The sequence below is a fragment of the Streptomyces sp. NPDC104106 genome (genome assembly GCF_055584345.1).
The window spans coordinates 145,168-165,242 of the sequence record NZ_JBVJMF010000006.1; the positions used below are offsets into that span (position 1 = coordinate 145,168).

The following is a 20,075-nucleotide window of genomic DNA, read 5'->3' on the forward strand; positions in this document are numbered from 1 at the left end:
CGCGCGACGGCCGCCGCACCCGCGCCCGCGCCCCTGCGCGGCCCAGTCTCGCCTTGCGGTCTTCATGCCCTCGTGTTTGCCTTCGCATCGCCTCGCGTCGCCGCGGCGGGCGGGGGCGGTCCGGGGGCCGGTCGAGGGCATGTCCGCATCTTCCGGCCCCGGCTCGCCCCCCGGCCGCGCGGCAAGCCGGGACATCGCCCGAACGGGTGAGCCACGGGCGGCGCCACGCGCGGACGGCCGTGCGCGGGGCCGGCGGGTGGCCGGGCGCGTTCGCGGTGACAGGTCAGCCACGGCCTGCCGCCGCGCACCGGTGACGCGGAGCCGGGGTGCGAGGTCTCCCCCTCCGGCTCCCGGTACCAGCCGGCGCCGGGATCGTCCGGGCGGTCCTCGATGGCCTTGGCGGGGGCGTGGCCGGCCATGTCGAGATCGTGCCGCGGCTCGCGCGGGCGGCGCGGGGCGGGGGCGAGCTGGGCCGGGTCTCTCCGCCGAACACGGCAAGACCGTCGACGACGCCCGCGGCGAGATCGTCCGCGGCCGCGAGGTCGTCGAGTTCGCCTGCGGCCTCGGCGACGTCCTCAAGGTCTCCTTCTCCGACCAGGTCTCCCGCGGCGTCGACGTCCACGACTTCCGTCAGCCCCTCGGCGTCGTCGCCGGCATCACCCCCTTCAACTTCCCCGCGGTGGTCCCCCTGTGGACGCACCCCATCGCCGTCGCCGCCGGCAACACCTTCATCCTCAAGCCCAGCGAACGCGGCCCCTCCGCCGCGAACATCGTCGCCGAGCTCTACCAGAAGGCCGGCCTGCCCGACGGCGTCTTCAACGGCGTCCACGGCGGCAGGGACGCCGTCGGCGCCGTCCTCACCCACCCGGGCATCGAAGCGGTGTCCTTCGTCGGTTCCACGCCGAGCGCCAAGTACGTGCACGCGCAGGCGCCTTCGGCGGGCAAGCGCGTCCAGGCCCTCGGCGGCGCCAGGAACCACGCCGTCGTCCTGCCCGACGCCGACCTCGGATTCGCCGCCAACCACATCCCGGCGGGTGCCTACGGCTCTGCGGGTGAGCGTTGCATGGCCCTCGCCGTCGCCGTCGCCGTGGGCGAGGCCGCCGCCGGCCTCGTTCACGTGCTGGCACGCAAGGCCCGCGAGATCAAGGTCGGCCCCGGAGACCGGCCCGGCACCGAGATGGGCCGGCTGGTCACCAAGGCCGCCCAGGAACGCGTCGAGAACGCCGTCGCCACCGCCCACGCCCAAGGTGCCACCGTCATCGTCGACGGCCGCGGCCTGAAGATCGACGGCCACGAGAACGGCTTCTTCACCGGGCCCTCCCTCCTCGACCACGTCACCACCGACATGGCCGCGTACCAGGAGGAACTCTTCGGCCCCGTCCTCGCCGTCGTCCGTGTCGACACCCTCGACGAAGCCATCGACGTCATCAACGCCAACCCCTACGGCAACGGCACCGCGCTGCGGCTGATCACGGTCATCGCCACCTTCGGCGGGCTGCTGTTCGGCTACGACACCGGTGTCATCAACGGTGCCCTGCCCTTCGCGCACCTCAGGGACCCGCAGATCATGCTGTTCGAGACCGCGAAGGGCGTCCGTATCGATCCGGAGGTCTTCGTGAACTGCCAGTACGGCTACGACATCCAGTGCGAGACCGTCGGCGAGGAGGGCCTGGTGCGGCTGCCCGACCCGGCCGCCGTCGGCGTGCGCACCGCCGCGGCGCACAGCACCGAGGTGCTGACGGACCGGGTGGGCCGGTTCCGGGACGCCTTCGACACCGAGTTCCGCGAGTGGGTCGCGGGCACGGCCGCCGGCGAGGAGCCCACCGGCCCCTCGGCGTGGGACGGCTACGCCGCCACCGTCATCACCGCCGCGACCGTCGAGGCCCTCCGGTCGGGCCGCGTCGTCGCCACGGACCTCAAGCCCCCCGCCTTCTACGGAGGTGCCGCGTGAAGATCGCCATCGACCCGTACATGTTCCGCGCCCTGGCGATCGACGACATGGTGCGCACAGTGGCCGAACTCGGCTACGAGTACATCGAGCTGTTGCCGCGGGACGACTTCATGCCGTTCTTCCTGCACCCGCGGGCGGACGACGCGCGGATCGCGGAGCTGAAGAAGTCGCTGCGCGACCACGGGGTCGAGCTCTCCTCCGTGCTGCCGCTGTACACGTGGTCCTCGCCGGACGAGACCGAGCGGGGTCCGCTACTGGAAGCGGATGATCGAGATCACCGCCGACCTGGAGTGCCCGCTGATGAACTCGGAGTTCAACGGCCGTCCCGAGCGGGCCGCGCAGAGCGAGGCGGCGTTCTGGCGCTCGCTTATGGAGTTGCTGCCGCTGTTCGAGCGGGAGGGCATCGCGCTGAACCTGGAGGCGCACCCGGACGACTTCTGCGAGGAGAACACCCCCGCGGTCGACCTCGTCCGCGCGATCAACATGCCCTGGGTGAACTACCTGTACTGCGCCCCGCACTCCTTCCACCTGCCGGGCGCGGACCCGGCGAAGGGGTCCTCCGGCCTGCGGTACATCCTCAACCCGCCCGGCACCCCGGCCCGTATCCAGCAGCACCTGGACATCGGGCAGGGCGAGGTGGACTGGGACGTGTTCTTCGGCACACTGCGTGAGCTGAGGTTCGACGGCGTGGCCACGGCCTGTGTCTTCGCCTGGGAGGAGCGCGCCCGCGAGTCCTCGGCGTTCATGCTGGAACGGATCACCAAGGAACTCGCCGCGTAGGTATCCGGGCACACGGTGCGTACGGGGCGGCCCACGCGCCGACAGGGGACGGTATCTACCGATTCGTCCGAGCACGGACGAAGGCTGATCAAGATCAGACGGCGTGTCGTCACTCGAAAGGGTGCACCGGTCCGCCTGTCCGTGGCATACAGAAGGGTGCATCGTTCGGCAGCAGTGTGATGTTTGCCATTTGGCGCAATGATCTGAGATGAATGGGCAACGTTCCCCTTCATGCTCCACGCCAATCCTCTGCGGCAGGTGATTCGATGACCACGGCGACGACCCGGGCGCCCCGGACGACGCCGCCCTCCTCTGACGGCGAGACGGCCGCCAGGGACTCCCCGCGCGCCGCCAATCCCTCGTTGCCGTCCCTGACGGGACTGCGATGGATGGCGGCGCTGCTCGTGTTCGGACTGCACGTGAACAACTTCGGATATTTCGGCGACACCGGTGGCCGGCTCATGTACTGGGGCTTCAGCTCCGGTGCCACCGGAGTGTCGTTCTTCTTCGTGCTGTCCGGGTTCGTGCTGACCTGGTCGGCCAGACCCCACGACCGGGTACTCGGCTTCTGGCGGCGCCGCATCGCCAGGATCTATCCGGTGCACCTGGTCACCGTCGGCCTCGCGTTCGTACTGGCGCTCACGCTGGAGCGCGGCGCGCAGCCGACGCCGAAGCAGGCGGTCGCCAATGTGCTCCTGCTGCACTCCTGGTGGCGGCCCTGGTGGCAGACGCTCAACCCGGTGAGCTGGTCGCTCGCCTGCGAGGCCTTCTTCTACGCCTCCTTCCCGTTGCTGATCCTGCTGCTGCGCCGGCTCGGCGTGCGCGGATCGGTCGCGCTGGGCGGACTGTCGCTGGTGGCGATCGTGGTGATCTCACGGGCTGATTCCCAGCACTGGTGGTCGTACGCGCTGTACTCGTTCCCGGCCGCCCGGCTGCCCGAGTTCGTCCTCGGCGCGGTCACCGCGCGGCTGGTCCTGCTCGGCCGCTGGCGCGGCCCCGGTCTGGAGGCCTCGCTCGCCCTGGCCATCATCGGGTACTTCCTGGTCCCGCAGGCCCCGCTCGGCTACTCCGCGACCATGTGCACGATCATCGGCTTCACCCTGCTGATCCCGGCGGCGGCGAACGCGGACCTGAAGGGGCTGCCCTCGATGTGGCGCAGCCGGCGGATGGTCCGGCTGGGGGAACTGTCCTTCGCCTTCTACATGGTGCATCTGCTGGTTCTCCGGGCGGGGACCCACCTGCTGGGCGTCAAGCCGCACTTCGGCGCGCTCGCGGGGATCGCCGTCACCGCCACCGTGTTCGCGCTCTCGCTCGGCCTGTCCTGGCTGCTGTACGAGGCGGTGGAGGTACCGGCCCGACGTCTGCTGCTGCGCCGGCGCCGCTTCCCGGCCCCGGTGCCGGTCAACCGCGAGCCCGAACCGGCGACGCGGGACTGAGGCCTCGCCGCGACAGCATGGTGCGCCGGCTCCCGCTTCGGCGGAGCCGGCGCACCATGCTGTTTTCCGCACACGTTGACGTCCTCGTCGACCGGGATCTGGACGACGTCGCCGGACCTCACGCAAGGACGCCTGCGCGGCCCGGGCGGCCGGGTCGGAACCGCAGACCGTGTCCGCGTGCCAGCACCAGGTGCGGGTCGTGGCGCCGCTTGGCCTGCGCGAAGGCCTGCCAGCGGCTGCCGTAGTGGTCCCGCCAGTCGGTGTCCGACAGGGGCAGCGCGTTGACGGGATAGGCGACCGCGCCCGCGGAGCGGGCGAGGTGGTAGGCGGTGCGGTTGGCGGCCACCATCGTCGCGACCGCCTCCGGGCTGCCGGGCGGCCCCGTGCGCAACAGGGCGAACAGATGCAGCGGTTCACCGGGCGGACGGCGGAAGAGGGGTGCGCGCAGCGGGCCGGAGAGCAGCGGGTAGAGCAGGACGAGGCCGGTGCCGCGCAGGTCGTGGAAGGCCGGGTCGGCGAGGACGGTGCGTACGACGGACTCGGCCCGCTCGTGCGGGAGCAGCAGATTCAGCCACGGGTGCGGATGCAGCCACTCCCCGGTCTCCGTGAGGACCGCCTCGTCCGTGTCCACGCGGTGGGCGAACTCGGCGTAGCCGAGGTCGGTCGCCTCGACCGTGCCGGCGTCGTGGGCGAGGCCGCCGAGCAGGGCGCCGTCGTCCGGCGCGCGGCCGTCCCGGTGCGGGGCCACCGCCTCGATCATGTACCGCCACCCCTCCTCGGCCGGGTGTGCCTGGCCCTCCAGATAGCCGAAGCGCCGTTCCCCGGCGAGGTGGCGCTGGTCGGCGAGGTAGCGGGTGAGGTCGGTGTAGTACAGGCAGTAGCGGCGCACCCGGGCGGGCGCGGGGACCAGGCGCAGGGTGGCGGTGACGATGACGGCGCACTGGCCGAGGCCCGCGAGCACGGCGTGGAAGAGCGCCGGGTCCCGGTCCGGTGAGCAGACGCGGTGCTGCCCGGCGCCGGTCACCACCTCCAGTTCCAGGACCTGGTCCGCGACCAGGCCGTGCCGGTGGCTGGCGCCGCCGAGTCCGCCCGCCGAGAGCACCCCGCCGACGCTCGCGCCCAGATAGTCCGTGAGGACCGGGGGCGTGAGCCCGTGCGGCAGGGTGGCGGCCAGCACCTCCCGCCACGACGCTCCCGCTCCCACGGTGATCCGGCCTCCCGCCGCCGGGCCGATCCCGTTCATGGAGCGCAGGTCGAGCACGATCCCGCCGGCCGCCTGCCCTTGGCCGTACATCGAGTGGCCGCCGCCGCGCACGCTCACCGGCAGGCTCCGGGGGCCGGCGAACCGCAGCAGGTCCGCGATCTCGGCCGCGGACCCCGGGCGCAGCACGCCGAGCGGTGTCTCACGCACGATGCGGCCGAAGTCCTCGGCGCAGGTACGCAATGCCTCGGGGCGGGTGTCCAGGGCCGGGCCGAAGCGGGCGGCGAGATCAGGGACCTGCGTCATGCGGGAATCACACCAGACGCGGCCGGTGGGCGTCGAGGTTGCCGTCAACTGCCCTGGAGGAGCTGGCCCTTGACGAGGGTGAGCAGTGCGGCGTGGGTCTGCGGGTCGGCCGCCGCGATCAGCCCGTCGGCGCCGGTGAGCACGGGTTCGCCGTGCAGGCCGGTCACCGTGCAGCCGGCCGCCCGGCACAGCGCGATACCGGCCGCGAAGTGCACGCTGTCGCGCAGGTCGCCGTCGGTGACGTAGGCGGCCCGGCGGCCGGCGGCGACCCAGGCGACCGCGAGGGTGCTGGAGATCACGCGTGGCCGGAACCGCTCGGCGAAGCCCGGGTCGGCCAGGAGGCGGGCCGTCTGGAAGCCGGGGGCGCCGGGGAACGGCGGGTCGAGGTTGACGTCCACCAGCGCGGAGCCGGCGTCGGGCGTCAGCCGCTGGTCCCCGCCGTCCTGCCGGATCCAGGCGGCGGCGCCGTCGGTCCAGAACACCTCGCCGCTGAACGGGTCGGCGGACGCGGCGGCCGTGACCCGCTCCCCCTCGCGCAGCGCGACGTTGACCCCGACGAGCATGGTGCGCACGGCGTAGTTGAGGGTGCCGCACAGCGGGTCGACGAGCCAGCGGCGGCGGGCGTCGGCGGCGCCGGAGCGGCCGCTCTCCTCGCCGGTCACGGCGTCGTCGGGGCGGGCGGCGCGCAGGATGTCCACGATGGCGCGCTCGGCGGCCAGGTCGGCCTCGGTCGCGAAGTCGCCGGCGGACTTGTCGTAGCGCGCGAGCCGGCCGCCGTAGAGGTCCCGGACCACGGCGGCGCCCGCCTGGGCCGCGGTCAGGGCCAGGCGGGCGTCGGATTCCCCGTTGATGATCGACATGCGCGCAGGATAGCCGGAAGAGCCCTTGCGACCGGTGGCGTTGGGGTGCGGTGGTCAGCTCGCCGTGAGGCTCAGGGTCTGTTCGGCCGCGCTGCGGCCGCCGCCGACGGCGCTGCCGCTCCCGTCCGTCCACGTGCGCACCGGCGTTGTCTCGGCGAGTCGCCCGGCCCTGCCGGACAGGCCCAGCACGAGGCCGCTGTAGCGGTTGACCAGACGGTAGGTCCGTCCGTCGGCGCCGGCGATCACGAACCACTGCTGTCCGACGGCAGGACCGCCGGCCGGTGCCCTGGTCACGGTGGGCCGGGCGCCCCAGGCGCGGCCCGCGGTGGAGGCGGAGTCCACGCCGAGCAGCCGGCCGCTCGCGGTGTTGGCGACGGTGAAGGCGCCGTCGCCGGTCGGGGTGAAGACCCAGGTGTCCCGGCCGGTTCCGGTGGGCCGGGCCAGGGAGGTGGTCGCGGAGCCGCCGGCCACCTGGGCGAGGACGCGGCCCCCGGCGCCGGCGATGCGGTAGCGGCGGCTCGTGTCCACGGGCGCGGCCACGGGGCCTGCGGGGTCGACGGTGACGTCCACGTACTCGCCGGAGGCGTCGTGGGAGCAGCCGAAGGCGCAGTAGGAGCGGAAGGTCCTGCCGACGACCGCCGAACTGGTGCGGTTGGCGCTGTCGAGGAACCAGCGGTACCAGGAGGCGTTGGTGTAACCGCCGGTGTCCCCGATGAGGCGCCACTTCTGGGTGGCCAGGTCGTCGGTGGCGTAGAGGTACTGCGGTGAGCCGCCGCTCTGGTCGACGGCCTGCGGTTCGCCGAGGTAGAGGCCGAGGTAGGCGTCGTAGGTGATGTTCATGACGAACAGCGCGGAGGTCGGGGGCATCGTCCCGGCGGCGATCTGCTGGGCGGCGGTGCCGGTGTCGGCCGGGTCGTACTCGGCGGAGGCGGGCGGGTAGCCGGCGGGGTGGGCGGAGTCGACGGGGACGATGTCGCTCTCCTTGCCGCCGGTGCCCGGCTGGGACCAGGAGCCGTCGTACCACTTGCGCCAGGAGCCCGGTGCCATCTTGGCGGAGATCGGGGCGCGGGCGACGTGCTCGTAGAACGCCTTCCAGCCGCCGCTCTTGTCGATGATCCGGGAGCCGTAATAGACGTAGAAGTAGCCGGAGGCGGTGTCGGCGAAGAGGCGCTGGTCGCCGTCGCCGTACGAGTACGTCTGGTGCGGGAAGGCCTTCGTGTCGCCGCGCTCGGTGCTGTACGGCGAGGTGATCACGTGGTCCTTGATGGTCCAGGTGCGGCCGTGGTCGGTGGAGACGGCGTAGTCGACGGCGTCGTAGTGCAGTCCGTCGCCGAAGGGCTGCGGGGCGAACTCGTTGTGCACCAGGCCGTACCAGTCGCCGGTGTCGGGGTCGACCCACACACCGGACAGGTCGCAGTAGTTCCTCTGGGCGTAGCCCGAGCCGCTGGGCGCGTACGTCGCCTCGCGCCCGGTGGGGCTGTTGTTGCAGCGCCATGTGGTGTCGTCGTTGCGGTCGGCCGGGTCGGCGGGGTTCACCGCCTTGCTGAGGGTCTTGTCGAAGGTGGCCGTGTCGAAGTCCCTGCCGGTGTAGAAGTCCCAGGTCCGCGGGTCCCTGGCGCCGTACAGCGCGGCGGACTGCTGGTAGTGGAAGGTGCCGTCGCGGTCCAGGTAGGGGGTGGCGGGGGTGTCCGTGGGGTGGGTGAACGGCACCGGGCTGCCCACGGTCACACGGTAGGCGGCGGCGTCGGGGGCCGCGGCCGCTGCCGGGGACGGCGGGCCGCCGCCCAGGACCAGGGCCAGGGCCACGGCCGTGGCGACGGCGCCGCCCGCTCTGTTCAAGAGTCGCACCTGTGCTCCTTGTTGCCGAAGGTCCGGTTGCACGGAACGATCCGGCTCCGGCCTCCGCCCGGCAATGGACTCCCGTGCGCCGCCTCTTGCACTTTCGCGAGCGGGCGCGCATACCCCGGCTCGGGTGCGCCCCTACGGCTCCTCGGGGGCGGTGGCGGGCAACGGGGTGTCCCAGTCGAGTTGGCGGACGAGAGCCGCGTCCGGGTCGGCCGGGCGGGCCATGACGGCGCCCGGTCGGGCCGCCGGACTGTGTCCGGCCCGGGAGATGCCGCCGCTGACGGTGATGTTGCGCTCCACGCGCGGGCGGCGGTGCGCCTCGTAGGCGGCGAACGCCGTGGGCGCGTCGGGCAGGTCGCGCAGCGCCTTGGCGAGGACGACGGCGTCCTCCAGGGCCATCGAGGCGCCCTGGCCGCTCGCCGGGGACGCGGCGTGCGCCGCGTCCCCGATGAGCAGCACGCGTCCGGTGTGCCACACGGCGCCGAGGGGCAGTTCGGTGGCGTTGGTGGCCAGGACGGGGCCGGCGGAGGCGGCCACGACACCGGCGGCCGGCGAGGTGTCCTTGTTCAGCAGCGGCAGCAACTCCTCGCGCCAGGCGGCCTCGTGGGCCGTGCCGTCCGAGGGCAGCGCAGGCGTGTTCACGCGGGCGAACCAGTACGTCTGCCCCGTCGGCGACACCGCGTAGCCGACGGTGGTCTCGCTGCCCCGGACGAAGGTGATGCCGCCGCTCGCCTCCCCGCCCGAAGCGGTGCCGGTGTAGCCGTAGAAGACCCGCTGGCCCGTGTATCGGGGCCGCACCGCCGGGGTGAGGATCCGGCGCACCGTGGAGTTGAGTCCGTCGGCGCCGACGAGGAGGTCGGCGTGGGCGGTGCCGCCGTCGGCGAAGCGCGCCGTGACGCCGTCCGGGCCGTCGGTCAGGTCGGTCAGGCGCGCGCCGTGCCGCACCAGGATGCCGCGCCGGGCCGCCTCGCGCTGGAGGGCCGTGTTCAGCTCGCCGCGGCGCAGGCAGCGGTAGTGCAGGGCCGGGTCGCCCACCTCGCCGAGCGGCCCGTGCATCCGCTCGGTGCCCTGGCTGTCGAGCAGCCGGAGCGAGGTGAGCGGAAAGCCGAGGGCCGTGACGGCGTGCGTGGCGTCGAGCTGGGCCAGGGCGCGCATGCCGTTGCTCGCCAGGGTCAGGAACGCCCCGATGTCCGCGGCCGTGTCGGGGTGTGTCTCGTACACGGTGACGTCGTGCCCGGCCTTGTGCAGCCCGAGCGCGGCGGCGCTCCCCGCGATGCCGCCGCCGATCACCAGTACCTTCGTCGTGTCCGTCCCGCTCAAGTGCCGCTCCCCGTGCCGACGGTGGTGGTCGTCGCCCCGACAGTAACGGAGGTCCGCAGGGGGCCGGGGCCGCGCGGTCCGACGGGCCGGATCCGGACAGCGTGCGCCGGGCGGCGCGCGAGGTCCGCGGCGGCCGCGTGTGCACGACGCGCCTGCGTCCCCGCGCGCCGTACCCGGGCGGTACACGGTGGGGCGCTGTGCACAGGCGGCACTCGGGTGCGCCCCCTGCGGCGACGGGTTTTCGACGGGGAACTGGGTACGCCCAGGCCATGCGGTTGAGCGTGGTGGATGCGGGTTCGAACACGGTCCGACTGGTGATCGCGGATGTGGAGGGAGGTGTTCCGCTGCCGGTGCACACGGTCAAGTGGAAGCTGCGCCTGTCCGAACACGTCGGCCCGGACGGCACCATCGCCGACGAGGCGGTGGAGAGTCTGGTGCAGGCGGTGGCCGCGGCGGGAGCCACGGCCCGGCGCTGGCATGCGACGGGTCCGCTGGCCTTCGCGACGGCGGTGGTGCGCGGCGCGCCCAACCGGCAGGAGGTGCTGCGGCGGGTGGCGGCCGGAACCGGGATCCGGATGTGCACCCTGCCGGGCGAGACGGAGGCCGAGCTGACCTTCCTGGCGGCCCGGCGCTGGCTGGGCTGGCACGCGGGCCCCCTGGCCCTGCTCGACATCGGCGGCGGCTCGTTGGAGGTGGCCTTCGGCAGGGGCAGGCTGCCGGACTTCGCCGCCTCCCTCCCGCTGGGCGCCGCCCGGCTCACCCGGGAACACCTCGCGGTCCAGGACCCGCCGGACCCGGCCGAGTTGAAGGAGCTGCGGCGCCGGATCCGCCACGATCTGCGGGACGTGGCCGCGCGGGTCCGCTGGGAGGCGCCGCGCACGGCCGCCGTCAGCTCGCGCACGTTCCAGCAGCTGGCCCGGCTGTGTGGGGCGGCGCCGGGGCGGCACGGCCCGTTCGAGCGGCGGGAGATGCGCTGCCGGGACCTGGGCGCGGCGGTGCGCAGGCTCGCCGCGCTGCCCGCGGCCGAGCGGGCCGGGCTGCCCGGCATCTCCGCGCCGCGCGCCGAGCAGAGCCTGGCCGGGGCGGTCGTGGGACACACGGCGCTCAAGCTGATGGGGCTGCGCCGGGTCGTCGTGCTGCCGTGGGCGATCCGCGAGGGCGTCCTGCTGCGCTATGTCGAGGACGGTGCCGACTGGTGGACGGAGGTCACCGGGGCCACGGACCTGGCGGGCCCGTCCCCGGCGGCGACGCTGCGCATCGCGGGTCCGTCGGCGTAGCCGCGGGCCCCCCGCGCCGGCAGGGTCACCCGACGGCAACGAAACACGCCCCGACGTGTAGCGATCATGACAAAGCATGGGTACGCATGCCCGTATGGCATTACGTCGATCACGATCGCTCACCACACGCCTCGCCGCCCTGGTCGCCGCGGCCGCGCTGCTCCTGACGGGTTGCGGCGGCGGCGGCTCGTCGTCCGCCACGGACGGGCGGCAGCGGCTGACCGTGGCGGCGCTGCCGCTCACCGACTCGGCCGCGCTCTATCTCGCGCGGGACCGCGGCCTGTTCGCCAAGGAGGGGCTGGACGTGCGGATCCAGCCCGTGCAGCAGAGCATCCAGGCGCTGCCCGCGCTGCTCAAGGGACAGGTCGACGTGATCGCGAGCGCGAACTACGTCACCTACCTCCAGGCGTACGAGAAGGGCACCCTGGACCTGCGCATCCTCGCCGAGGGCGTGCGCATCGCCCCGCACATGATGGACGTCCTCGTGCCCGGGGACTCGCACCTGAAGTCGCCCGAGGACCTGGCGGGCCGGAAGGTCGCCGTCGCCGTCCTCAACAACATCCAGTCCCTCACCCTGAACGCGATCCTCGACGCCCGGGGCGCGGGGCGGCCCGTCTACCGGCAGATCCTGTTCCCGCAGATGGGCCCCGCCCTGGAGAGGGGACAGGTGGACGCCGTCCACGCGGTCGAGCCCTTCGACTCCGCGATCCGGGACCAGACGGGCGCGCGGGTCCTGCTGGACGGGGGTTCGGGACCGGCGCGGGGCCTGCCCGCCAGCGGTTACGTCACCACGGGCGCCTTCGTCCACGAGCACCCGAAGGCGGCCGCGGGCTTCCGACGGGCGATCGAGGCGGCCTCGAAGCTCGCCGCCGGCGATCCGGGCGCGGTGCGCGCGGAACTGCCGAAGTACGCCAAGGTGACGGCGGACGAGGCCAAGGCGATCCAGCTGCCCGTCTATCCCGCGACCGCCGACGCGGCCCAGTTGCGCCGGCTGGTCCGGCTCATGCGCGCACAGGGACTGCTGACGAAGGACGTCGACCCGGCGCCGCTGCTGACGACATGACGCGACGTCAGGACCTCGCCCTCGGCCTGCTCGGCACGGCGCTCGCCCTCGGGGCGTGCGAGGCCGTCTCCCGGGCCGGGATCGTACGGCGCGCCTATCTGCCGCCCGCCTCCGACGTCCTCGCCCGCGCCGTGGAGCTGGCCGGTGACCGGACCTTCCTCGACGGCGTCGGGGCGACCCTGCGGGCCTGGGCGCTGGGCCTGGCACTCGCCTGCGCGATCGCCGTACCGCTCGGCCTGCTGCTCGGGACGGTGCCGGTGGCGGAGGCCGCCGTGCGCGCGGTGGTCGAGTTCCTGCGGCCGCTGCCCTCGGTCGCGTTGATCCCGCTGGTGTCGCTGCTGCTCGGGTCGGGCACGCGGACCGAGGTGACACTGATCGCGTACGCCTCGCTGTGGCCGGTGCTGTTCAACACCGTCTACGGCCTCGGCGAGACCGACCCGGTCGCCAGGGACACGCTGCGCGCCTTCGGCTTCGGGCGGCTCGCGGTGCTGTGGCGGGTGGAGCTGCCGGGCACCGCCCCGTTCATCGCCGCCGGGTTGCGGATCTCCGCCGCCGTCGCCCTGATCCTGGCCGTCGCCGGCGAGCTGCTCTCCGGCTTCGGGCAGGGCCTCGGCATCTTCATCGCCCAGGCCCAGACCGCGCCGGACGGCACCCGGGACGTCCTGGCCGGGGTGGTGTGGGCGGGCTGTCTCGGGCTGGTCGCCAACGGCGTACTGGTGGCCGCGGAACGGCGGTCGTTCGCCTGGACGGCGCAGCGGCGGGGCCCGGAAGGGCGGTTCACCGGGGAGCGGCCCCGCGGCGCCGCCGTCCCCTTCCTGCTGCGCTGGTCGGTGCTCCTCGTCGCCGCCGCCTGCTGGGAACTGGCCGCCCGCGCGCGGGGCAGCGTGTACTTCCCGCCCCCGCTGCGGATCGTCCGGCACGTCCATGACCTGTGGTTCTCCGGCCCGGCCCGGCATCTGTTCCTCACCCCGGACGCCACCGGCACGATCCTGCCGAGCCTCGGCCGGATGGCGGCCGGGTTCGCGCTCGCGGCCGCCGTCGGGATCGCCCTCGGGATCGCGGTCGGCCGGTCACGGCGGGCGTACGCCCTGTGCGACCCGGTGCTGCAGTTCGCGCGGGCCGTGCCGCCGCCCGCGCTGGTGCCGGTGTTCGTCGTGGTCCTCGACTTCGGCACGCCGATGCAGGTGGCCTCGATCGCCTTCAGTGCCGTGTGGCCGGTGCTGGTCAACGCGGCCGAGGGCGCCCGTGCCACCGATCCGCTGCGGCTCCAGACGGCGTCGGTGCTGCGGCTGACGGTGCCGGAGCGCCTGTGGTTCCTGATCCTTCCCTCGGCGCTGCCCCGGATCTTCGCGGGGCTGCGGCTCAGTCTGTCGCTGTCCCTGATCCTGATGGTCTTCTCGGAGCTGCTGCCGGGCAGCGACAACGGCATCGGCTTCACCCTCACCGACGCGCAGACCCGCTCCGACCTGCTCACCGTGTGGGCGGCGCTGGTGCTGCTCGGCGCGCTCGGCTTTCTCCTCAACACCGGTCTGCTGGCGGTCGAGCGACGGCTCGTCGGCCCAGGGAGGACAGCATGACGACGGCCACCGTGCGCGAGGCGGTCGTACGGTTCCTGCGCGACACCGCGATGACCACCGTCTTCGGCAATCCCGGCTCCACGGAACTGCGGATGTTCCGCGACTGGCCGGACGACTTCACCTATGTGCTCGGCCTCCAGGAGTCCGTCGCCGTCGGTATGGCGGCCGGACACGCGCTGGGCACCCGGCGCGCGGCGTTCGTGAGCCTGCACTCGGCCGGCGGGGTGGGGCACGCCCTGGGCGCGGTGTTCAACGCCTACCGCGACCGGGTGCCGCTGGTGATCGTCGCGGGCCAGCAGGCACGCTCGCTGATCCAGTTGCGGCCGTTCCTCGGCGCCGACGAACCGGCCCTGTTCCCGCGCCCGTACGTGAAGTCCGCCCGCCAGCCCGAGCGGGCGGAGGACGTGCCCGCCGTGCTGGCCGAGGCGTACCGGACCGCGATGACCCCGCCGCGCGGGCCGGTGTTCGTGTCCGTGCCCGAGGACGACTGGGACCGTCCCGCCGCGCCCGTGCCGCCCCGGTCCGTGCACGCGGGGTTCACGGCCGCCCCGGACGCCCTGCCCGCGCTCGCCGCCCGGCTGGAGTCCTGCGCCCGTCCGGCGCTCGTGGTCGGCCCCGGCGTGGACGACGAGGACGCGCTGGAGCCGGTCCGGGCGCTGGCCGAGCGGATCCGGGCCGGGGTGTGGATCAGCCCGCTGTCCGGCCGCTCCGGGTTCCCCGAGTCTCATCCGCTGTTCCAGGGCTTCCTGCCGCCGGTCGCCCGCCACCTGGCCGCCCGCCTCGCGCCGTACGACGTGGTGGTCGCCCTCGGCACGCCGGTGTTCACCTACCACGTGCCGGACGACGGTCCCCCGCTCGCGCCCGGCACCGAGCTGTTCCACCTGGACTGCGACGCCGCCCAGGCCGCCTGGCTGCCCGTCGGCACCAGCATCGTCACCACCCTGCGGCCCGCCCTGATCCGGCTCGCGGAGCTGGTGGGGGCCTCGGACCGGGAGCCCCCGCCGCCCCGGGCGGCCCCCGCCCCCGCCGAGGCCCCCGGTGGGCACATCACCCCCGAGTTCTTCTTCGACCTCCTGCGCGCCCGGCTGCCGCGCGACCGGGTGCTCGTCGAGGAGGCGCCGAGCCACCGGGACGCGCTGCACGCGCGCGTGCCCGTCGATACGAGCGGCGGCTTCCTCACCACGGGCAGCGGGGCGCTCGGCTGGGGCCTGCCGCTCGCGGTGGGCCGCGCCCTCGCCGACCGGCGCCGGGTGGTGTGCGTGGCGGGCGACGGCTCGGCCCTGTACGCGGTACAGGCCCTGTGGAGCGCGGCCCGGCACGCCGCCCCGGTCACGTACGTCCTGGTGGACAACGGCGGTTACGCGGCCGTCCGCGCGCTCGGCCGGCGGATCGGCGTCGCCCCCGTGCCCGGTACGGACATCGGCGGGATCGACTTCGCGGCCCTCGCGCAGTCCTTCGGCTGCCCGGCGGCCCGCGCCGAGGACCCCGGTGAACTGCCGGCCGCCCTGGACCACGCCCTGGGCCGGGGCGACGACGCGGGCCCCTTCCTGCTGCACCTGCGGGTCACCGGCAGCGCGGGCACCCTGTACGAGCCGTGGGCCGGGTGAGGGGATGCTGCGCCTCGACTCCGTGCGCCGGCGCTTCGGCGACCAGCTCGTCCTCGACGGCATCTCCCTCACGGTGCCGGACGGGCAGCTCCTGTGCGTCGTCGGGCCGTCCGGCTGCGGCAAGTCCACGCTGCTGCGGACCATCGCCGGGCTGCTGCCCGTCCAGGAGGGCACGGTCGCGGTGGACGGCACACCGGTGACCGGCGTGCCCGACCGGCTCGCGGTCGTCTTCCAGGAGTACGGCCGCTCGCTGCTGCCCTGGCTCACCGTCCGCGACAACGTGGCGCTGCCGCTGCGCCGCCTGGGCCTCGGCCGGGCCGCGCGCCGGGCCGAGGCCGAGGCGATCCTGGACCGCGTCGGCCTGGCCGGGGCCGGGCGGCGCCGTCCGCCGGAGCTGTCGGGCGGGATGCAGCAGCGCGTCGCCATCGCCCGCGCGCTGGTCTGCCGGCCCTCCCTGCTGCTCATGGACGAGCCGTTCGGCTCCCTGGACGCCCGTACCCGCGAGGATCTGGAGGACCTGCTGCTGGAGGTCCACCGGGCCGACGGCACGACGATCGTGTTCGTCACCCACGACATCGACGAGAGCGTGTACGTCGGCGACCGGGTCGTCGTGCTCTCCGCCGGCCCCGGCTCCCGCGTCGTGCGGGACCTGACGGTCGGCCTGCCCGCCTGCCGCGACCAGATCACCACCCGGAGCCTGCCCGCCTTCGTGGCGCTGCGCGCGGAGGTGGGGCGAGCGGTACGCGGCGACGACCGCGAGGGGTGACCCCCGGCCCCCGAGGTTCCCGGGAGGCACGACGGTCACCCCTTCCCCGTCACCGGAAGGCTCAGCGCAGGTCGCACAGCTGCACCGTGTAGATCCCGCGTCCGTGCGTCGCGGCGTACAGCGTGCCGCCGTCCGGGCTCGCCTTGAGCTGGAGGACGGCGACGGCCGGCAGGGTGCCGACGCGCCGCCAGGTGGTGCGGCCCGGGGCGCGGTAGACGACGCCCAGGTCGGTGGCGACGGCGAGGCCGCCGTCGGCCGTCAGCAGCGCGGAGTCGGCCGGCACGTCGGGCAGGTTGGCGGAGACGTCCTTCCAGGTCGTGCCGCCGTCCGTGGACTCGAAGGCATGGCCGACGCCCGCCCCGGGGCCCTCGGTCCAGGCCCGCGAGAAGCCGCTGACGGTGAGGAAGACGTGGTCGGCGTCGTGCGGGTCGACGGCGAAGCCGCTCAGGTAGCGGTTCGGCACGGTTCCGTCGACGGGCAGGCTGATGTCGTGCCAGCCGGTGCCGTCCGCGTTGCCGACGGCGATGCCGCGGGCGAAGCCCTGGTTGTTGCAGGGCCCGCACCAGGCGGCGTAGATCTTCCCGCCGGACGCGGCGACGGCGGTCGCGGTGCGGCCCTTGCCGAGGTCGTGGACGCTGGTCCACTCGGAACCGCTGCGGATGGCGTAGCCGTGTGTCTGGACCCAGATGTGGCGTCCGCCCGCGACCCAGGTGTCGCCGTTCCTCAGGTCCGTGGTGAGCGGGGCGATGAAGCGGGCCTCCCTGGTCGCGTTGTCGGGCGGGGCGACGGAGTACGAGGTGGCCTTGGTCGGGTCGGTGGACCAACTTCCGTCGTTCACGGCGCAGTCCTGGGTGACCTGGACGGCGAGGTACACGTACTCCTGCGCGATGTCGCAGCCGTTGGCGGGGTCGGTCAGCGTGTCGCCGCCGTCGCCGCCGAAGTTGGAGCCCATCACCGTGTCACCGCCGCGGAGGATGGACTGGCCGTTGTCCTGCAGACCGCCGGTGACGGACAGCCCGCCGTGGTCGAGGTCCTTGCCGATGCCGACCGAGTAGTACTGGAGGGTGTCGATGGTGCCGTCGTTGAGCGAGGTCCAGTCGGTGGCGTGGCCGGAGGCGTCCTGGGTGCCGTCGACCGGGCGCTTGTAGATGCCGCCGTCGTTGCCGACGTAGACGTAGGACTTACCGTGGTAGCTGCCGATGGCGACGCCGTGCTGGTCGGAGTGGGTGGTCTGGTGACAGGAGCCGGTCTGCCGGGATGGGTCGACGCTCCAGCAGGTGAAGGGGAAGTTCCAGTACGGCCCGACGGTCGACCAGGTGCTGCCCCCGTCCTTGGTCTCGTAGACCTCTTCGAGCCCGGCGTAGACGTGCTGCGGGTCGGCGGGGTCGACGGCGAGGAACTGGTTGTACCAGGCCTGGACGCCGGGCATGTAGCCGGCCGTCGTCAGCGCGGAGTTGTCCGCGGCCAGGCCCTTGTAGTCGGCGATCTTCGTCCAGGGCCCGGTCGGGGAGCCGGACGTGGAGGCGTAGATGCCCTCCAGGCCGCTGTCCGGGTTGGTGGCGAGCGCTTGCGGGGACTGGTCGATGGCGTAGTAGCGGGAGCCGTCGGCGGAGCGGGCGAAGGTGACGTCGCCGACGTTCTGCGCGTCGGCCGGCAGGTCGCCGAGCCCGCTGGTGATCCGGGTCCAGGTGCCGTTCACCCGGGTGTAGAAGCCGTTGTAGTCGTCACCGCTGCGCCAGCCGACGGCCAGGACCACCCTGGACGGGTCCCTGGGGTCGATGGCGATGTCGTTGGCGATGTTCTTGTACGGCGCGGACGGGTCCGTGGCCTTCGGACCACCCGGCAGGTAGTCGGGGTTGGGCGCGTACTGGAGCTGCCAGGGGCCGTTCAGGTGCTTCGTGGAGTGGCTCCACACGCCCTTGCTGGTGGCCGCCCAGACCGTGTCCCCGCCGAAGCGCAGCTCGTGGATGGTGGTGCTCTCCAGCTCGTCGCCGCCGACCCGGCGGCGCGGCGAGAAAGTGCCGTGGTGGGCGTCGTCCAGGACGTAGACCCCGCTGCCGAGGTAGGCGTCGGAGTTGGTGGTGGCCTCGCCGGTGCCCAGCCACAGCCGGCCCCGGCCGTCGAGCGCGAGGGCGCCGGTGGACTGGGCGGGCAGCCGGTCGCTGATGGGCTGCCAGTGGCCGCCACCGGTGCGCGAACGCCACACGCCGCCGCCGGCGCTGCCCGCGTAGACGAAGCCGTCGTCGTCGGCGGCCACCGCGGCCATGCGGCCGGTCACGTTCCCCGAGCCGCCGCTGGAGTTGGAGTCGACGTCGCGGTAGCGCGGGTCGTCGGAGTTGTACGGCAGGTTCGTGATGTTGTGCCAATGCCCGCCCGCGCTGCGCAGGTTCGTGAGGTCCCGCCAGGCGGCGCCGTACGCGCCGGGCGCGACGACGCCCGGCGAGGTGCGGGCCTCGGCGTACTGGTCCGCGCCTTCGGCGATCTCGCCCGCCTCGTTGCCGCCGCGGTCGTCGCCCGCGACATGCGGGGACATGGCGCCCACCGACTGCTCGCGCTCCTTGGCCAGTTGACCGAGGACGCGCACTCCGAAGGGGCTCGGCGAGCGCCCGGAGGCAGCGGACGGGGGGATCGCGACCAGGGCGGCGGACGCGGTGAGCGCGCAGAGGGTGAGCCACCGTCTTCTGCGGGTTGGCACGGACACCAGGGGCCTCCTTGAATGGCATCGACACTGCCGACGCAGGAGACCTGACCACGCGCGCGCGAAAACGTCCGCCGCTTGGCCAAATTTTGACGAGAACCTGTCAGTACCTACCGTTCCGGGGCGCGATTCTTCCGGACGGCCGGGACGGCCGCGCCCTGAACGCCCTGGGCGCGCAGCCGGCCCACGGTCCTGAGCAGCCGGTCCGCCGGATCGCGCAGCCGGGGATGGGCCAGCACCGTGTTGCGCAGACCCCGCACCGGCCTGCGCCACAGCCGCTGGGCCAGGGCCACCGGATGGGCCCGGGCGGCGAAGCCCTCACCGACCCGCAGCTCCCGGGTCTTGAGCCAGTCCTTGTACTCCTTGTCGCCCCGGCCCAGGTCGACCAGGGTGACCCCGGCCCGCGCGGCCGCCTCGGCGGTGCGCAGGTGCATCATCAACCCCGGGGAATAGTAGTGCAGTTCGGGATCGTAGGCGGTGAACCAGGCCGCCAGTACGGTGCTCGACCGGGGCCCGAAATGGGCCGCCACCGGCCGGTCGCCCGCGTAGAGCACGGACAGCACCCCGGTGAAGTGCTCCTCGCGGACGCGGAAGAGATGGTCGGCCAGGCCCACGATCCACGGCCGGGAGAAGCGGTCCATGCGACCGGTCCTGCGGTACTGCGCGGACTTCCAGCGCATCAGGGTGCGCAGGACCTCCGGGTCGCGCTCGTCGAACCGGAACCGCACCTCCCCGATGTCCCGGCCGAGCCGCCGCTCCTTCTTCAGGGTCGTCTTGGCCAGCCCCGGATAGGTGGCCCGCAGCCACTCCGGGTAGCCGCCGTCGCCGGGCTTCACATCGATCACCGGCGAAGCGAAGGTGCCGGTGACGTGCGGCGCGAACGGCCGCTGCTCCGCCACGAGATGGTCGAACTCGAAGATGCTGAGCCCGCAGGCGCGCAGCAGGTCCTCCGCGTCCCAGGTGACCCCGGGCCGGTGCACGAGTGCCTGGCAGTCGGACAGGCCGAGTCCGATGGCCCGGCCGGTGCCCAACGGCCCGCGCTCGTACGGGAGGAAGCCGACCGGCTCCCCGTGCTCGCGCAGGACCGCCACGCGCGCCCCGCCCCGGAAGAGCCCGACGCCGGCGGCGAACTCCGGCGCCAGAAAGGGATTGGCGTACTCCGGCGACTCGTCCATCGCGCTGTGCCAGGCGGCACGCAGGTCGGGTGTCAGCTCGCCGGGTCTGTGGATGGTGATCTTCCCGTCGGATCGTGAAGCACGGCTCGTGGATCGCATGCGCGACCGCTCCCCCCATGACGCGCCGGGCGCGTCCTGCCATTCGTACCGATGTCATGCGTACCGATGACTGCGTCCCCACCGTGTGCGACTGCCCAAACGGCGCGAAACAGT

At 73.7% G+C, this 20,075-nt stretch carries 13 protein-coding genes and 1 pseudogene; 8 read left to right on the top strand and 6 right to left on the bottom strand.

All coding sequences use genetic code 11. The annotated features are described in order from the left end of the window. The first annotated feature begins 310 nt into the window (after window positions 1-310). The 3 genes and pseudogenes from ACZ60X_RS16535 to ACZ60X_RS16545 all read left to right on the top strand — a co-directional run bounded on the left by ACZ60X_RS16535 (window position 311) and on the right by ACZ60X_RS16545 (window position 4,167). Window positions 311-1,951, top strand: a complete 1,641-nt coding sequence (locus ACZ60X_RS16535; protein WP_469598728.1) for an aldehyde dehydrogenase family protein — start codon at window positions 311-313, stop codon at window positions 1,949-1,951. 110 nt (window positions 1,952-2,061) lie between these two features. Next, a pseudogene (locus ACZ60X_RS16540) lies at window positions 2,062-2,731 on the top strand (sugar phosphate isomerase/epimerase family protein). Window positions 2,732-2,997: 266 nt separating this feature from the next. Continuing rightward, window positions 2,998-4,167, top strand: a complete 1,170-nt coding sequence (locus ACZ60X_RS16545; protein WP_469598730.1) for an acyltransferase family protein — start codon at window positions 2,998-3,000, stop codon at window positions 4,165-4,167. A gap of 118 nt (window positions 4,168-4,285) precedes the next feature. Here the strand turns inward: ACZ60X_RS16545 and ACZ60X_RS16550 are convergent, their stop codons facing one another. The 4 genes from ACZ60X_RS16550 to ACZ60X_RS16565 form a co-directional block, all read right to left on the bottom strand. Beyond that, on the bottom strand, window positions 4,286-5,674 hold the full coding sequence (locus tag ACZ60X_RS16550) for an FAD-binding protein (protein ID WP_469598732.1): 1,389 nt from the start codon (window positions 5,672-5,674) through the stop codon (window positions 4,286-4,288). A 44-nt stretch (window positions 5,675-5,718) separates the two neighbouring features. After that, window positions 5,719-6,534 (bottom strand): inositol monophosphatase family protein, encoded by an 816-nt coding sequence (locus ACZ60X_RS16555; RefSeq protein WP_469598734.1) that lies wholly within the window; start codon window positions 6,532-6,534, stop codon window positions 5,719-5,721. A gap of 54 nt (window positions 6,535-6,588) precedes the next feature. After that, a complete protein-coding gene (locus tag ACZ60X_RS16560; RefSeq protein WP_469598736.1) occupies window positions 6,589-8,382 on the bottom strand; it encodes an RICIN domain-containing protein in 1,794 nt (597 codons plus the stop codon). A gap of 132 nt (window positions 8,383-8,514) precedes the next feature. Beyond that, window positions 8,515-9,699, bottom strand: a complete 1,185-nt coding sequence (locus ACZ60X_RS16565) for an FAD-dependent oxidoreductase (protein WP_469598738.1) — start codon at window positions 9,697-9,699, stop codon at window positions 8,515-8,517. 269 nt (window positions 9,700-9,968) lie between these two features. Between ACZ60X_RS16565 and ACZ60X_RS16570 the strand changes: the two genes are divergently transcribed. From ACZ60X_RS16570 to ACZ60X_RS16590, 5 genes are all read left to right on the top strand, one after another. Then, complete coding sequence (locus ACZ60X_RS16570; protein WP_469598741.1) at window positions 9,969-10,976, top strand: Ppx/GppA family phosphatase; 1,008 nt, start codon at window positions 9,969-9,971, stop codon at window positions 10,974-10,976. 94 nt (window positions 10,977-11,070) lie between these two features. Next, a complete protein-coding gene (locus ACZ60X_RS16575; RefSeq protein ID WP_469598743.1) occupies window positions 11,071-12,039 on the top strand; it encodes an ABC transporter substrate-binding protein in 969 nt (322 codons plus the stop codon). Next, window positions 12,036-13,616, top strand: coding sequence for an ABC transporter permease (locus tag ACZ60X_RS16580; protein WP_469598745.1), 1,581 nt, complete (start codon window positions 12,036-12,038; stop codon window positions 13,614-13,616). The genes ACZ60X_RS16575 and ACZ60X_RS16580 overlap by 4 nt, the downstream gene beginning before the upstream one ends. Next, on the top strand, window positions 13,613-15,223 hold the full coding sequence (gene mdlC, locus ACZ60X_RS16585; RefSeq protein WP_469598747.1) for a benzoylformate decarboxylase: 1,611 nt from the start codon (window positions 13,613-13,615) through the stop codon (window positions 15,221-15,223). The genes ACZ60X_RS16580 and mdlC overlap by 4 nt, the downstream gene beginning before the upstream one ends. Before the next feature lie 4 nt (window positions 15,224-15,227). Next, window positions 15,228-15,989, top strand: coding sequence for an ABC transporter ATP-binding protein (locus ACZ60X_RS16590; protein ID WP_469598749.1), 762 nt, complete (start codon window positions 15,228-15,230; stop codon window positions 15,987-15,989). A gap of 61 nt (window positions 15,990-16,050) precedes the next feature. Here ACZ60X_RS16590 and ACZ60X_RS16595 read toward each other — a convergent pair whose 3' ends face one another. Then, window positions 16,051-18,690, bottom strand: a complete 2,640-nt coding sequence (locus ACZ60X_RS16595) for a beta propeller repeat protein (protein WP_469598751.1) — start codon at window positions 18,688-18,690, stop codon at window positions 16,051-16,053. A 107-nt stretch (window positions 18,691-18,797) separates the two neighbouring features. After that, window positions 18,798-19,961, bottom strand: a complete 1,164-nt coding sequence (locus tag ACZ60X_RS16600; protein ID WP_469598753.1) for a GNAT family N-acetyltransferase — start codon at window positions 19,959-19,961, stop codon at window positions 18,798-18,800. Between the last annotated feature and the right edge of the window lie 114 nt (window positions 19,962-20,075).

Coding starts and splice junctions, on each gene's coding strand:
- ACZ60X_RS16580 (WP_469598745.1), top strand. CDS start 12,036: ATGACGCGACGTCAGGACCTCGCCCTCGGCCTGCTCGGCACGGCGCTC.
- ACZ60X_RS16570 (WP_469598741.1), top strand. CDS start 9,969: ATGCGGTTGAGCGTGGTGGATGCGGGTTCGAACACGGTCCGACTGGTG.
- ACZ60X_RS16555 (WP_469598734.1), bottom strand. CDS start 6,534: ATGTCGATCATCAACGGGGAATCCGACGCCCGCCTGGCCCTGACCGCG.
- ACZ60X_RS16590 (WP_469598749.1), top strand. CDS start 15,228: ATGCTGCGCCTCGACTCCGTGCGCCGGCGCTTCGGCGACCAGCTCGTC.
- ACZ60X_RS16600 (WP_469598753.1), bottom strand. CDS start 19,961: ATGCGATCCACGAGCCGTGCTTCACGATCCGACGGGAAGATCACCATC.
- mdlC (WP_469598747.1), top strand. CDS start 13,613: ATGACGACGGCCACCGTGCGCGAGGCGGTCGTACGGTTCCTGCGCGAC.
- ACZ60X_RS16550 (WP_469598732.1), bottom strand. CDS start 5,674: ATGACGCAGGTCCCTGATCTCGCCGCCCGCTTCGGCCCGGCCCTGGAC.
- ACZ60X_RS16575 (WP_469598743.1), top strand. CDS start 11,071: ATGGCATTACGTCGATCACGATCGCTCACCACACGCCTCGCCGCCCTG.
- ACZ60X_RS16545 (WP_469598730.1), top strand. CDS start 2,998: ATGACCACGGCGACGACCCGGGCGCCCCGGACGACGCCGCCCTCCTCT.